The sequence below is a fragment of the Slackia isoflavoniconvertens genome (assembly GCF_003725955.1).
Classification (GTDB): domain Bacteria; phylum Actinomycetota; class Coriobacteriia; order Coriobacteriales; family Eggerthellaceae; genus Slackia; species Slackia isoflavoniconvertens.
On the sequence record NZ_QIBZ01000002.1, the window covers coordinates 125,088 to 139,912 of the forward strand.

General features: G+C 54.9%; 13 protein-coding genes. 7 read left to right on the forward strand and 6 right to left on the reverse strand.

What is annotated here, in order from left to right; translation table 11 throughout:
- Positions 1 to 153 precede the first annotated feature (153 nt).
- The 6 genes from DMP05_RS01505 to rpmH form a co-directional block, all read right to left on the reverse strand.
- Positions 154 to 918 carry a 16S rRNA (guanine(527)-N(7))-methyltransferase RsmG gene (locus DMP05_RS01505; protein WP_123218897.1) on the reverse strand — a complete coding sequence of 255 codons (765 nt, stop codon included), beginning with the start codon at positions 916 to 918 and terminating at the stop codon, positions 154 to 156.
- Positions 919 to 1,047: 129 nt separating this feature from the next.
- Positions 1,048 to 1,620: a Jag family protein gene (locus DMP05_RS01510; protein WP_123218856.1), complete on the reverse strand. Its 573-nt coding sequence runs from the start codon at positions 1,618 to 1,620 to the stop codon at positions 1,048 to 1,050.
- Positions 1,621 to 1,683: 63 nt separating this feature from the next.
- On the reverse strand, positions 1,684 to 2,454 hold the full coding sequence (locus tag DMP05_RS01515; protein WP_123218857.1) for a YidC/Oxa1 family membrane protein insertase: 771 nt from the start codon (positions 2,452 to 2,454) through the stop codon (positions 1,684 to 1,686).
- Between the two features lie 14 nt (positions 2,455 to 2,468).
- Complete coding sequence (gene yidD / locus DMP05_RS01520) at positions 2,469 to 2,720, reverse strand: membrane protein insertion efficiency factor YidD (protein WP_123218858.1); 252 nt, start codon at positions 2,718 to 2,720, stop codon at positions 2,469 to 2,471.
- Between the two features lie 37 nt (positions 2,721 to 2,757).
- Positions 2,758 to 3,111, reverse strand: a complete 354-nt coding sequence (gene rnpA / locus DMP05_RS01525) for a ribonuclease P protein component (protein WP_114615638.1) — start codon at positions 3,109 to 3,111, stop codon at positions 2,758 to 2,760.
- A gap of 17 nt (positions 3,112 to 3,128) precedes the next feature.
- Positions 3,129 to 3,263, reverse strand: a complete 135-nt coding sequence (rpmH, locus tag DMP05_RS01530; RefSeq protein ID WP_114615639.1) for a 50S ribosomal protein L34 — start codon at positions 3,261 to 3,263, stop codon at positions 3,129 to 3,131.
- Between the two features lie 991 nt (positions 3,264 to 4,254).
- Between rpmH and DMP05_RS01535 the strand changes: the two genes are divergently transcribed.
- The 7 genes from DMP05_RS01535 (at position 4,255) to gyrA (ending at position 14,756) form a co-directional block, all read left to right on the forward strand.
- Positions 4,255 to 4,923, forward strand: coding sequence for an ATP-binding protein (locus DMP05_RS01535; RefSeq protein WP_311719061.1), 669 nt, complete (start codon positions 4,255 to 4,257; stop codon positions 4,921 to 4,923).
- Between the two features lie 89 nt (positions 4,924 to 5,012).
- Positions 5,013 to 6,620 (forward strand): chromosomal replication initiator protein DnaA, encoded by a 1,608-nt coding sequence (gene dnaA, locus DMP05_RS01540; protein ID WP_123218860.1) that lies wholly within the window; start codon positions 5,013 to 5,015, stop codon positions 6,618 to 6,620.
- A gap of 195 nt (positions 6,621 to 6,815) precedes the next feature.
- Positions 6,816 to 7,913 (forward strand): DNA polymerase III subunit beta, encoded by a 1,098-nt coding sequence (gene dnaN, locus DMP05_RS01545; RefSeq protein WP_123218861.1) that lies wholly within the window; start codon positions 6,816 to 6,818, stop codon positions 7,911 to 7,913.
- Positions 7,914 to 7,926: 13 nt separating this feature from the next.
- Entirely contained in the window at positions 7,927 to 9,069 is a 1,143-nt protein-coding gene (gene recF, locus DMP05_RS01550) for a DNA replication/repair protein RecF (RefSeq protein ID WP_244594996.1), read from the forward strand.
- A complete protein-coding gene (locus DMP05_RS01555; RefSeq protein ID WP_123218862.1) occupies positions 9,066 to 9,740 on the forward strand; it encodes a DUF721 domain-containing protein in 675 nt (224 codons plus the stop codon). The genes recF and DMP05_RS01555 overlap by 4 nt, the downstream gene beginning before the upstream one ends.
- A gap of 220 nt (positions 9,741 to 9,960) precedes the next feature.
- A complete protein-coding gene (gyrB, locus tag DMP05_RS01560) occupies positions 9,961 to 11,907 on the forward strand; it encodes a DNA topoisomerase (ATP-hydrolyzing) subunit B (RefSeq protein WP_375781746.1) in 1,947 nt (648 codons plus the stop codon).
- Positions 11,908 to 12,140: 233 nt separating this feature from the next.
- Positions 12,141 to 14,756 (forward strand): DNA gyrase subunit A, encoded by a 2,616-nt coding sequence (gene gyrA / locus DMP05_RS01565; protein ID WP_123218864.1) that lies wholly within the window; start codon positions 12,141 to 12,143, stop codon positions 14,754 to 14,756.
- Positions 14,757 to 14,825: the final 69 nt, after the last annotated feature.

Here is a 14,825-nt window from a genome sequence, read left to right on the forward strand (position 1 = left end):
CGTGCCAAAAATTCCTGGTTCGCCAATTTTTGGCACATCGACGGTTTTGACGCGGGAAGAACCGAACACGAGATCGACGCTTCTTAGAGCAACCCCGAGACGCGGATACTCAACCGCACTGTAAGCGGTCTTGGGAAGAGGGGATCGGGCTTGTTATCGGCGTTTCCTGCTCTTCTGACCGCTCTTCTGACCACTCTTCTGAGCGAAGTCGGCAGGCGTAAGGGGGTTGCGCTGCGCCATGCCGACGCGGCGAGGAAGCGCGATACGCGGGTTTGCCGCTTTCTGGAACACGAAAATACGGCGCGTGGAACCATCGCTTAGCTCATGGCTGTCATCGCATACAAGGTCGAAGCCAAGCGGTTTCATAATGCCGAAGGCGATTTCAAGTTCCTCTTCAGTCGGTTGCGCCTTGTAGCACACCAAACGACCGCCCTTACGCAAAAGGGGCGAGGCCAGCTCGAGCAGTGACCCGAGCGAACTCAAGGCGCGAGCCGTGAGCACCGAAAACTCCCTCGGACGCTCAAGGGCGAGGTCTTCAATACGGCCGCCATATGTAGAAAGGCGATCGCCAACGCCGAGCTCTTCGGCAACAGGCTCCAGAGCGCGAACCTTCTTCTTAACCGAATCGACGAGCAGAGTTTCGCGGCCTGTAAGCACGCACAGGGGAATGCCAGGGAAACCGCCGCCGGTACCTAAGTCGCCATAGAGGCCAGCCGGCGCATCGTTCACGTACGGCAAACCGAGCACACTGTCTTCCAGATGCAGCACCATACCGTCTTCCTCGGAGAGAATGCGCGTGAGGTTCATGGTCTTGTTGATTTCCATAATGGCATGGAGGTCGTCGAACAGGATTCGTTCCTGCTGTTCGGTGATATCGATGCCGTGGCGCGTGGCCAGAATATCGCGAAGCGTGCCCATGAAAACCTCTCTCGTTGCGCGGTGCGCGTGTTCATTGCCTGCAATTGTACCGTGTTGGCCAAAACGCGCCATAAAGAAAGGCCCTTCTTCAGAAGAAGGGCCTTAAAAGCATGCGTATGAGTTTGTTCCCTAGCAGGGGATGATCACCACGTGACGGGCGGCACCCTCGCCTTCGGAAGCGGTTTCAACGCCAGGCTCGTTGCGCAGAGCAAGATGAACCAGGCGGCGCTCATAGGGCGTCATGGGGCGCAGCTTCACGCTGCGATGCTGCGACTTCGCGCGTCGAGCGGCGGAGTATGCCACCGACTCGATTTTCTGACGTTGGCGGTTCTTATAACCCTCGACGTCGACGATAACCGGGTAACGGAAGCCCATGGTGCGCGTTGTGATGGCGGAAATGATGAACTGCAGCGCGTCGAGCGTTTTGCCATGGCGGCCAATGAGGATAGCCAGGTTGTCGCCCGTGATATCCAAAATAAGCTCGCCCTCGTCGCCCTCGTACTCGTCGATGGTGACTTCACCCACATCGAAGTGCTCGAGAATACCCTTTAACGCGGCAATGGCGGCGTCGGCGATTTCATCGAGCTCTTCTTCGCTCACATCATGCTCTTCGCTGTGCGGCTCATCGCCTTTGAGCTGGTCTTCGGTGGTATCTTCGACCGCTTCTTCGTTAACCTGATCGTCCATGATTTCGTCGGACATGGTTCAATCCTTTCTGTATATGCAAGCGCGCCAGATGTGGCGCGCAGCATGGTCGGATCGATATTAGTGCTTTTTGGCCGGACGCTTCTTCTTGGCTTTGCGCTCGACGTCAACTTTGACGGGCTCGACTTCAATGCGAGCAGCCTCGGCCTGAGCCTCAACCCTCTTCAGGTGACGCATGGTGAGCTGCTGCTGCAGAATGCCGATAACGGAAGACGCACCCCAGAACAGCAGAACGCCAGCGGGCGAGCTCCAGGAAATCCAGAGCATGAAGATCGTCATAACGCCACCCATGATAAGCATCTGGTTGCGCTGTGCGGAATCGTTCTTGATGTTCTGCAGAACCATAGGCAAAAACGTTGCCAAGGCGAACACGAGCATGAGTACCAAATACGGGAAGAATGCGCCGAAACCGTCAGAAATCACGTTTGCAGGCGTTTTCGTAAGGTCGGTAACCATGCCATAGAAGCTGTATACCTCGTCGGGGTGCGAGTAACCAATCTCACGCAGCGTTTGGAACATGGCCAAGAAGATCGGCATCTGGATGAGCATGGGCACGCAGCCAGCCAAGGGATTGAACTTGGTTTCAGCGTAGAGCTTTTGCATTTCCTCGTTCTGACGAACGGGGTTGTCGGCGAACTTCTTCTGAATCTCTTGCATAAGAGGCTGGACCTTCTGCATTTGGAAGGTCGACTTGATTTGCTTGTGCATGATAGGAGCAACGAGCAAACGGAAGATAACCGTGATAACGATGATCGCAAGACCCCAGTCGCCAAGGAAATTGGCGAAGAATGCGATGCAATCGAATATCCAGTCCTTAAACACGTCCCACATACGGCACTGCCTTTCTAGAGCTTGTCGGGAACAGGATCATAGCCGCCCTCATGGAAAGGGTGGCACCTTGCGATGCGTTTTATGGCGAGCCAGCCTCCCTTGCGTAAGCCGAAACGTCGAATCGCCTCGAGCCCGTATTCTGAGCACGTGGGAACATAGCGGCAGCAGGGGCCAAAAATTGGGGAAATGGCAGCACGATAGAATTGAATCGCAAGCAAAGCGGCCCGCTTAGGCAGCGAGCGCACAAACGCAAACACGGCATTCATCGAATATGCCTTCTTCCACAAACTCCCGCCCGGAGCATTATCGCGAAGCAGGATTGATTAAACCGGCCTTTTCAAGGGCCTTTTCGCATGCGTGGCTCACTTTACTATAAGAAGCCTTCAGAATGGCGGAGCGTGCCGAAATTACGACGTCCCAACCCTCCCACGGGCCCCCAAGATCGCACACGATTGCACGGAGCCGGCGTTTCGCGGCATTGCGCCAAACGGCGTTGCCAAGCTTTTTTCCCGCTATAAAAGCAACACGACCATGCAAATCATGGTCGTGTTGCTCAGTTCTCTTCAGCACAAGCACCGTTGCGAACGGTGTGCTGAAGCGTTTTCCCTGCGAAAAAAGCCGCGAAACGTCGACGCTCGACCTAATTGTCGATTTCACGCCGACCTCCGAGGTTTTTACACGGTCAGACGCTTGCGGCCCTTGGCGCGACGACGAGCGAGAACGGCACGGCCGCCCTTGGTCGCCATGCGTGCGCGGAAACCGTGGGTCTTGGCGCGCTTGCGGTTATTCGGCTGATAGGTGCGCTTCATTTCGACTCCCTTTCACGTTATTGCAGCATGTGTTTCTCAATGAATAGCCGTACAAGTATAACGTAGCGAAATCGGATGTAAACCCCCTTTTCACGCAGTTCATAAAGCATTTTCGAAAGAAAACGGCGCTTTCGGGCGAAAAAACGCTACTAGTAGGCTCGCTTATGTTTTCAACACTATATATAGGTTTCAATTCACGACGAATTCTTCACGAGTGGAAAATGGAACGGAAAACAACGACTTTTCCAACCGCGGAAAACTGCCGAGGCGCCGTTGCGGCTCTTTCCACCGCACGATCGAGGGCTAAATGAGCTCTATTGTGGAAAACTGAGCTTATTCACCGTCTCAAAATGTGGAAAGTGAGGAAAACCCAGGCATTACGCGGTTTTTCCGGTGGAAAACTACGCAGAAAACCGTGAAACACGTTTTGGAAAAATGTTTTCCAGCATCGCGGAAACTGCTTTGCAAAAACTTCAGAAAGCGGTTATGAACTGGGCTTTTCCGTGTTTTCGCCAATTTTTCCAGTATGAATTCAAAACTTGCTCTGGACTTTTCAGGAAAGCGTACAAACTGTCGTGTTTTTCCGTTCTCTCCCCCTTGTTTTCCAGTAAGTCAAGCTGTTTTTTAAGGTTTTCCGCATTGGTTTCCATTCATTTCCACCGTTTTCCACATTCCTTGAATAAAAAGTGGAAAACTCGGAAAACATGAGGTTGATGGCTATGGAAATTTCCACCATGAGTGGAAAGAGTCTTGAAAAACATGACTTTCCACCTCTAGAATGGTGGAACTCATTCGTGAAAAAGTTTTTACAATTTTCCAAGCGAGTGAAAATTAGCGGAAAACCTGGAATAACTTGGGAAAAGCGTTGGAACCTACACTAAACACAGCACAAAACGCACCCGAGCCCGCATCTGGAGTCAACGAGGATTACTCTCGCGCTATCGCGAGCGCACGAATCGCTTGCTATGACGACTTCCGAAGCGCGCCACGCGTGACTGAAATAGCTCCTACCACCACGGCGGAGTTCATCGAGAATCTTGCCTCCACTATCTACACCCAGGCCCAGCAGGCCGGCGGCAGCATTCCCTATACTGCGATTCGCGAGGTCAGCGAGAATTTCATCCATGCCCAATTCAAGGAAATCGTGGTCTCGATTTTCGATAAGGGCAACACGATTCGCTTCACCGACCAAGGTCCCGGCATTCCCCAAAAGGAAAAGGCGCAAATGCCTGGCTTTTCGTCGGCCACAAGCGACATGAAACGCTACATTCGCGGCGTCGGCAGTGGATTGCCCCTGGTAAAGGAATATCTTTCGTTCTCGCACGGTCGCATCACGATCGAAGACAACATCAAATGCGGCTCCGTGGTAACCATCAGCGTGAAACCCGAAGAAGATTTCGACGTGCCGAGGGGCGCACCCACGCGCGAGCAGCGCAAACAAATGGTGCCCGCCCTTTCCGACCGCGAGAAAGACGTGCTCTATTTGTTCTTGGACCAGCCCACGCTGCGCGTGACCGACATCGTCGAAGAACTTGGCCTTGCGGCGAGCAGCGCCCACCGCGCGCTCAAAAAGCTCGAAGAGGCAGGCCTTATTTCCACCGTCGGAAAAATGCGACAGGTCACTGACGAAGGTCTGCGCGTCATCGACGCGTTGTTTTAATTTCCACACCCCGCTGAAGACACCACAATTGGAGGATTGGCCGCTATAATTTCGATACCATCTACGGAGGGAAGGCGGCTTGAATAAACATGGATCCAAACAACCCCTATGAAACCTGGCAAGCCGTTATCGAAAAGGTCAAATCGTATGGCACGGTGAATCCGGCGCAGGTCGACGCGTTTCTGGGACGCATGCAGCCGCAGGCATCGAGTGTGGGTTTCCTGCTCGCCACCGTCGATACCGACTTCATTAAAGGCCAAATCGAAAAGCGCTTTCTTTCGCAAATCGAGCAGGCGCTGCGCGACTTGTTCGAAACCGAATATGTGGTAGAAATCGAGGTCGACCCGGGTTCTTCGGCGTTCATGCAGCAAATCGCCACGCAAAATGCCCAGCAAGCGGCACCTTACACGCCGCCTGCACAACCGGCAGCCCCTCAGGCAGCGGGAGCGCAGGCGGGTGCCGCACCCATCGCGCCCGCACATTCCGAACCTGCAGCGCCAGCCGCGCAGCCGATTCAATCCCAGCCCCAGGTCGCACCGCAAGTTCAGCCTGCTATTGCGGCACAGCCGAGCTCCCCGCAGCCGCCGGCGGCGACAAGCCACCTCACCGGCAGCCAAATCGCGCGCGCGAACGGCATGGACACGGGCGCCGCCGCGTTGACCTTCGAGAACTTCATCATCGGCGATTCGAACCGTTTGGCCTATTCGATGGCCGTGTCGGTAGCGGAATCGCCCGGCAAGTCGACCCTGAATCCCCTGTTCATCTATGGAAAAAGCGGTTTGGGCAAAACGCACTTGCTACGAGCTATCCAGAACTACATTCTGGAAACGCGGCCCGATATGCGCGTGGTGTATATCGACGCGCAGGAGTTCATCACGGAATATTCCATCGCCGCGATTGACCACAGCAAAGACAAATCGAGCTTCCAGGCGTTCCAAAGCCGCTATCTCGACGCCGACGCGCTGCTCATCGACGACGTGCAGTATTTCCAAGGCAAATCGGCCACAGTAAATATCGTGTTCCAGCTGTTTAACCGCCTCACCGACGCCGGCAAACAAGTCGTGCTTTCGGCCGACCGTTCGCCGAAGAGCATTGATATCGACGAACGCTACAAGAGCCGCTTCAATTCGGGCGGCACCTACGACATTCAGCCGCCCGAGGTCGAAACGAAGCTCGGCATTATTAAGTCGTTCATCGAGGAATACAAGCGCTCCGAAGGCAGTTGGGATTTATATGTCCCCGAAGATATACAGATGTATATCGCGGAAATATCGAGCTCAAACGTACGCGAGCTCAAAAGCGCCGTAACAAAGGTCATTTCGCAAATGACCGCGTTCGGAAACCCCGACATCACGCTTTCCGACGTGAAATCGCTGCTCGAGAACCATTTCTCGGCCGGTGCGTTGAAGAAAATCACCGTCGAAGCCGTGCAGCACGAAGTCGAGCAGTACTACCAGGTGAGCCATGCCGACCTCATTGGCACGAAGCGATCGCGCAATATCGCCTATGCGCGCCACGTAGCGATCTATTTGTGCCGCCAGATGATCGACATTCCTTACAACGATATCGGGAAGCGGTTCAATCGCGACCACTCGACCATTATGAGCTCCGTCGAGAAGATCGAGAAGAAGACCAAAGAGAGTCGAGAGCTTCAAGAAGAGCTCGAGATCATTATTAAAAACATTCGGGAAAACTAGTCGAAAACTTGAGGAAAGCGGTGGAAAGATAATATAGGCAATAAAAGCAGTGGAAAGCGGGTGCAGGTTGTCAAACATTCTTCAGTCATCATAAACAATGACTGAACAGGCACGATGCAACCTTTTCCACTTTTCCACCGTCCTTATTACTACTACAATCATTAATTATTTATTTAAGAGCAGAAGGGCAAAAAAGTGAGATTCAATATCAACAAGAGCGAACTCCTTAATGCGTTGACCATCGTGTCCAAGGGCACAGCTTCGCGCTCTACCATCCCTGTGCTTTCTGGCGTCTACATTAAAGCAGAGGGTATGGGGCTGGTTATGGAAACCACCGACCTTGAACGCTCTATTCGTTACAGCGTTCCTGCTCTCGTTGAAGAAGAGGGAACAACCGTTATTCCCGAGAAGCTTCTTCTGGATATCGTAAAAAACCTGCCTGAGGCAGCTGTGGAGTTCCAGACGAACGATTCCACCGTCACAGTATCGTGCGGCAAATCGTCGTTCACGCTCAAAACGCTCGATGCGGCCGACTTCCCCCCGTTCCCCAACGTTGACGTTTCGAGTTCCATCGAGGTGCCGTTCGCGGAATTCTGTTCTATGGTTAAGCGTGTGGCGAAGGTTGTCTCGAAGGACCAAAGCCGTGCAGTGCTCACGGGCGTGCTTATCTCCACGTCTGACGAAGGCTTGCGCATGGTTGCGACCGACTCGTATCGCCTTGCTGTGGCCGATATCGCGCTTGAGGGCGTGCAGGAGAATTTCGAGGCGATTGTTTCTGGCGTGTTCCTTCAGGAGGTTGCCGGCCTGCCGAAGATGGAAGAAAACATTACCATTGGCCTTACGGCGAACCAGATTGTGTTCACCTATCAGAATATGGTGCTCATCAATCGCCGCATCGAGGGCAATTTCCCGAACTATCGTCAGATTATTCCTCAGACATGGGCAACGAAGACGTGCTTCACTACGCAAGAGCTCATTACTGCAGTGAAGCGCGTGGGCTTGGTGAGCGCGCTTTCGTCGCCCGTGAAAATCGACATCAACGCCGAAGCGGGTAACGCGATTATCAACGCGGCCACGCAAGACGTGGGCTCGGCCGAGGAAGTTGTCGGTTGTGAAGTGGCGGGCGAAAGCATTCAAATCGCTCTGAATCACCAGTATGTGCTCGACGGCCTTATGTCTGTCTCTACCGACCAGGTGTTCTTCGAGACCTCGTCGCCCATGAAGCCCGGCATTTTCCGTGCGGGCGCAGGCGAGAACTTCCTGTATCTCGTTATGCCCGTTCGCGTATCTTAAGGACGTGCTCGCCGTGGCAAACGATCTTCGCATTCAGGAAGTGCGCCTGGCTGGTTTTCGCAATTATCGAAGCCTCGCATTGGGCAACATAGGTGGACTCACGATTTTCGTGGGTCCTAATGCCACGGGCAAAAGCAACGTCGTCGAGGGAATTCAACTTTTGTGCGCCCATGGGTCGTTTCGTTCGGCCCGCGGCCGCGACCTCATTATGTGGGGCGCGCCATTCGCTCGCCTCGAAGCGCGATTCGTATCCGACTCGCGCGATTTGAGCGTCGCGACGGTTATTGAACCGGCATCGAGGTCGTACACGCTCAATGGGAAGCGTCGTGCTGCGCAAGATTTGCAGGGAATTCTGCCCGCCGTGGCGTTCTCTCCCGACGATCTTGAGCTTGCGAAGGGCTCCCAAACGCCCAAGCGTTCCGCGATCGATTTGCTTGGCAGCCAGCTTTCGAAGAATCATCGCGTCATTCGCCGCGATTACGAAAAGCTTTTGCGCAACAAGAATGCGCTTCTGAAAGACGAAGCGTCCGATGTGCTCATCGATAGCGTGAATGATGCGCTTATCCCCGTAGCTGCCCGCCTGCATATGTATCGCGTCGCGCTGTTCCGCAATCTATGCGGACGCATGGCTCGCATATACGGTGACATTACTGACGGCGCGGAGGAGCTCTCGTATTCGTACATTCCTTCGTGGCTTCCGGAGGATTTGGCGGAGTTGGCTGAAAGTCGCCCGTACGATGCGGAGATGTCGAAAGATGAGGTTCTTGATGCAACGGCGAATGCGATGTTCTCGCGTCGCCTTGAGGAGCGCGCCCGCCATCGCGCGGTTGTGGGTCCGCATGCCGACCGTATGGAATTTTTCATCGACGGGCGCAATGCTCGCACATTCGCTTCGCAGGGCCAGCAGCGCTCCATTGCGCTTGCGTGGAAAATCGCTGAGGTTGAATTGGTTAAGAAGATGCTTGGCGTCAAACCGGTGCTCTTGCTTGACGACGTGATGAGCGAGCTCGATGCCCGCCGCCGCAGTGCGCTCGTTGATTTACTGCATGAAGACATCCAGACATTCGTGACCGCCACCGATTTGACGTGTTTCGAGGACGATATCGTCGATCGGGCATCTGTGCTCGATTTGTCGAAGGCGGGTGTTCGTGCATGAGTAACTCCATGAAATCGTTTTCCATGGCCCTTCAAAAGACTCTGCGTGGGCAGGCGTCTTCGGATGTGCTTGCGGCTAAAGCGGCACGCGCCGCGAAGGTGAAGCGCATGTGGAAGTCGGCGCTTGAAGCGTGCGCTGGCCCTGCTGCTGCGGTGATTCTCGACCACACGAATTCGATTTACATCATTCGTAAGGCCGAAGAAGAAACTGATGTTTCACGTGAAACATCTGAACGGGATGAAGCCTCGCGCACCTCGCAGGCCGCCGCTCGTTCGACGGGTGGCGCATTCGTTCGTCGAAAGCCTCCTGCGGGCGAGCTCATCGTGTATGTGGAAGATAGCCTTATCGCAGCGGAGGTCGACGCGCGCCGTGAAATGATTAAGTTGAAGTTCCTTGAGCTGTTCGGCGAAGAAATCGACGAGTTTCGCATTCGCGTCTCGCGCGGCAAGTATAAACTCTCTCATCCCTACCGCGAAGAAGCCGAAAAAATGGCGGCTCAAGAGAAAGCGCCGCGTGTGGCGCTTTCTGAGGCGCGTATAGCCCAGATTGATGAGGAGCTGTCCACGATTCCCGATAAAAAGGTGCGAGAAGCGCTTAAACGCGCCATGATTTCCGATTTAGAGGTAAAAAACGCTGCGGCAGCCAAAAAAGGCGACAATGGGGCCTTGTAGGCCGTGTGGACTATCTTAAATCGCGTGCTGAAGCGCGGTATAAAACCTTGAATATGGTAAAATTCGCTAGTTGGATTGCTTGAGTTTTCGCGCCCTCTCCGGCTGGCGTGCTCCTCGGCGTCCTGTTTTATGCGAAATTGGCGGTTGAAACGCTTTATGCCTATGGCGCCGGCGTATGTCGGCGCATCCCGATTTGCATCGGGACGGAAAGGAGGAGGTCGTGGTCAAAGAAAAGCCCGACCACTACGACGGCTCAGACATTAAGGTCCTCGAGGGCCTTGAAGCCGTGCGTATGCGCCCCGGCATGTATATCGGTTCGACGGGTCCGCGTGGTTTGCACCACCTTGTGTATGAGGTTGTGGACAACGCCGTCGACGAGGCCCTTGCCGGCTATTGCACCAAAATCGATGTCACGATTCATGAGGACAATTCCATCACGGTCATCGACAACGGCCGCGGAATTCCTATCGACGAACATCCGAAAGAGAAAATTCCTACGGTCGAGGTCGTTCTCACCATCCTTCATGCTGGCGGTAAATTCGGCGGCGAGGGCTATAAGGTTTCCGGCGGCTTGCACGGCGTTGGCGTTTCGTGCGTGAATGCGCTTTCCACGCGTCTCGAGGTTGTTGTGTGCCGCGATGGTGGCAAGCATGAAATTGCGTTTGAGCGCGGCAAAACGGTCGAGAAGCTGCACCGCATTGGCGACGCCGACCATACGGGCACCATGGTCACCTTCTGGCCCGACCCTGAAATCTTCACCGACACGGTCGTGTATGACTACGACACGCTCGCCGAACGTTTCCGTGAAATGGCCTTTCTGAACAAGGGTCTCCATATTCAACTCACCGATGAACGCGAACACGAGGAAGACGGCTCTTTTAAGACCGAATCGTTCCAGTATGCCGGCGGTATCGTCGACTTCGTCACGTGGCTCAATCGTGGCAAGGAAACGCTGAATACCCCGATTTACTTTACGGCTGAAAGCGCCGAGGGCACGGTGGAAGTTGCTATGCAGTGGTCAACGAGCTACAGCGCTCACGGTGTGCTCGCGTTTGCAAACAACATCAACACGCACGAGGGCGGCACGCATCTCGATGGTTTTAAGAATGCCCTCACGCGTACGATCAACGAATACGCTCGCGCCCATGCCATCCTGAAGGAAAAGGACAGCAACCTTTCCGGCGACGACGCCCGTGAGGGTTTGGCGGCTATCGTGAGTGTGAAGCTGCATGATCCACAGTTCGAGGGTCAGACGAAAACCAAGCTCGGCAACACCGAGATTCGCGGTTTGGTGCAGGGTGCCGTGACGAAGGGCCTCTCTGAATACCTCGAGGAGAACCCCGCCCCAGCCAAACGCATCATTAGCAAGGCGACCCAGGCGCTTAAAGCGCGAGAGGCCGCCCGCAAAGCTCGCGAAATGACGCGCCGCAAGGGCGTGCTCGATTCGTTCAGCATGCCGGGCAAGCTTGCCGACTGCTCGAGCAAAGTTGCCTCCCTGTCTGAAATCTTCATCGTCGAGGGTGATTCCGCAGGTGGTTCGGCCAAGCAGGCGCGTGACCGCAAATACCAAGCAATTCTGCCTCTCCGTGGCAAAATTTTGAACGTCGAGCGTGCTGGTTTGCATCGCGCACTTTCGAGCGACACCATTTCGAGCCTTATTACGGCAATTGGCACGAATATCGGCGAAGATTACAACGGCGACGCGGCCCGCTACCATCGCATCATCATCATGACCGATGCCGATGTCGACGGTGCGCATATTCGCATTCTGCTGTTGACGTTCTTCTATCGCTATATGCCCGACCTCATCAATCGCGGCTATATCTATATCGCGCAGCCCCCGCTGTACGGTTTGAAAAAGAAGAACTCCAAGTCGGGCAAGATTTTGAAGTACATCTACAACGATGAAGCTAAAGACAAGCTCATGGCCGAACTCGATGACCCAGACAAGTACGACATTCAGCGTTACAAAGGTTTGGGCGAGATGGACCCCGAGCAGTTGTGGGAAACCACCATGGAGCCCGAGACGCGTACGCTTCTGCAAGTGACCATCGAAGATGCCGCCGCGGCCGAGCTGGCGGTTTCCGAGCTCATGGGCGACCAGGTTGAGCCGCGTAAGGAATTCATCCAGAAGCACGCGCTCGACGTTCGCTTCCTGGATATTTAAGTTTGCGCCGGCCGTCAGGCCGGCGCTAATGCTCGACGCTGCGCGGGGTTTTATGCGGCATCTTGGCCATCAATCGCAGCTCGCGTACCGAAGTACGCTTTGCTTCTCTTTCTGGCCAATCTGCTCGCCTGAAGCCCATGCTCGCTGGCATTTGCTTCGAAAGCATCCGGGGAATACCCGTATCCGGGATATTCCCCAACTTAAGATTTAGCCGTTCTTACGAAAGGACAAAAGTGGCTGATCAGGATATTATTGCAAGCTCTGATTCGGGGGCTTCGGGCATCAAGTTGGCTGAACTTGGCCACGAGATGCGCTCGTCGTTCCTCGAATACTCGATGAGCGTTATCGTCGCTCGCGCGTTGCCCGATGTGCGCGACGGCTTGAAACCGGTTCACCGCCGCATTCTGTATGCCATGTACGACAGCGGCATTACGCCCAATCGCCCGCACAGCAAGTCTGCGCGTACGGTTGGCGACGTTATTGGCAAATACCACCCGCATGGCGACTTCGCGGTATACGACACCATGGTTCGCATGGCTCAGGACTTCTCGATGCGTGTGCCTCTGGTCGACGGCCACGGCAACTTCGGCTCCATCGACGGCGACTCCGCCGCTGCTATGCGTTACACCGAGGCTCGTTTGGCCAAACCCGCCATGGAATTGCTGCGCGACCTTGAAAAGGAAACGGTCGACTGGAATCCCAACTACGACGAAAGCCTGCAGGAGCCTTCCGTGCTCCCCGCGCGCTTCCCTAACCTGTTGGTGAATGGCTCGAACGGCATCGCTGTTGGCATGGCGACGAATATTCCGCCCCATAACTTGGGCGAAACCATCGACGCGACGTGCATGATGCTTGACAACCCCGACTGCACGACCGAAGAGCTCATGACCGTGATGCCCGGCCCCGACTTCCCGACCGGTGGCGTCATCATGGGAAAAAAGGGCATTCTCGATGCATATGAGACCGGCCGCGGAAATCTCACGATTCGTTCGAAGCACGAGATCATCGAGGGCAAGAACGGCAAGCACTCCATCGTGATTACCGAGATTCCCTATCAGGTGAATCGTACGAACCTCATGCAGAAGCTCGGCGAGCTCATTCGCGACAAAAAGCTGCCCGAGATTTCGAATGTGCACGACGGTGCCGACCGCAACTCGCCGGTCGACATTATCATCGAACTCAAACAGAACGCGATTCCCCAGGTCGTGCTCAATAAGCTCTATAAGCATACCCAGCTGCAGGTCGGTTGGGGCGTTATCATGTTGGCCTTGGTCGATGGCGTGCCCCGTACGCTTTCCTTGAAGGAAATGCTGCATTACTACATCCTCCACCAGGAGGACGTCGTCACGCGTCGTACCAAGTACGAACTGCGCAAGGCCGAGGAGCGCGCCCATATTCTTGAAGGCTTGCTCGTTGCCTTGGACAACATCGACGAAGTTATCCAAATTATTCGCAGCAGCGAGACCGACAAAGAGGCGTCTGCTCGCCTTACCGAGCGCTTTGGCCTTACCGACGCGCAAACACAGGCCATTTTGGAAATGCGCCTGCGCCGCCTCACTGGTTTGGAGCGTCACAAGCTCGAGGCCGAGTTGAAGGAGCTCAAAGAGAAGATCGATTACTTCAAGCGCATCCTTGCCGACGAGAACCTCATGCGTCAGGTTATCAAAGAAGAGCTGCTCGAAATCAAAGCGAAGTACAACACTCCTCGCCGTACGCAGCTTTCCGCCGCTGCCAAGGATATCGATGTTGAAGACCTCATCGCTGAGGAAGACATGGTTATCACGGTGACGAAGGCCGGATACGTGAAGCGCCTGCCTGTCGCGACCTATCGCCAGCAAAAACGTGGCGGCAAGGGCATGCAGGGCGTGAGCTTGAAGGACAACGACTTCGTTGAGCACCTGTTCATCGCGTCGACCCATAGCTACATGCTGTTCTTCTCGACGCGCGGCAAGGTTTATCGCTTGAAGGTTTACGAGATTCCTGAGGCAAGTCGCCAGGCTCGCGGCACGGCAATCGTGAACCTGCTGCCGCTCGAGAAGGGCGAGACCATCTCGGCGATTATCGCGACGAAAGACTTCCCTGAGGATGAATACCTCATGTTCGGTACCGAACAAGGCATGGTGAAGAAGACCTCCATGAGCCTGTACGATCGCAGCCGCCGCGATGGACTTATCGCTATCAACCTGAAGGAAGACGATAATCTCATCGCCGTGCGCCGCGTGAAGCAAGGCGAGCGCGTGATGATGGTTTCGAGCGCCGGCAAAGCGATTACCTGGGACGAATCTGAGGTTCGCTCGATGGGTCGCGATACCATGGGCGTGCGCGGCATGACGGTTCCCGCCGGCGTGCGAGTGCTTGGCATGGAAATCGCCCGTCCGGGCACTGAGTTGTTCGTAATCACCGAGAAAGGTTATGGCAAACGCACCCCCGTTGCCGACTATCCGCTGCACCACCGCGGCGGCCAGGGCGTGTTCACCATTACCATGACGGCGAAGAAGGGCCAGCTTACGGCCATGAAGGTCGTCGAGGAAAGTGATGAGCTCATGATTATCTCAGAGGAAGGCGTCGTGATTCGCACTTCCGTCGAGAGCATTAGCCAGCTGGGACGTTCCGCCCAGGGCGTGCGCGTGATGAACGTCGCCGATTCCGACAAGGTGTGCACTTGCGCCATCGCGACCGAGGATAAGAAGAAAGACGGCGACGAAGACGACGATGCGGACGATTTCGATGGAAACGAAACCGCTGACTTGAACGACGCCGACGACACCGAGGTTGAAGCCGACGTCGATGTTGAAGATGAGGTTGATGAAGCCGAAGACGAATTCGACGAAACCGAAGACGACGAATAGTCGCTCGTGAGAAAGGTGGCCGATCGGGGCAAATCCGGTCGGCCACTAGTTTTTGAAAAATTTTTTCAA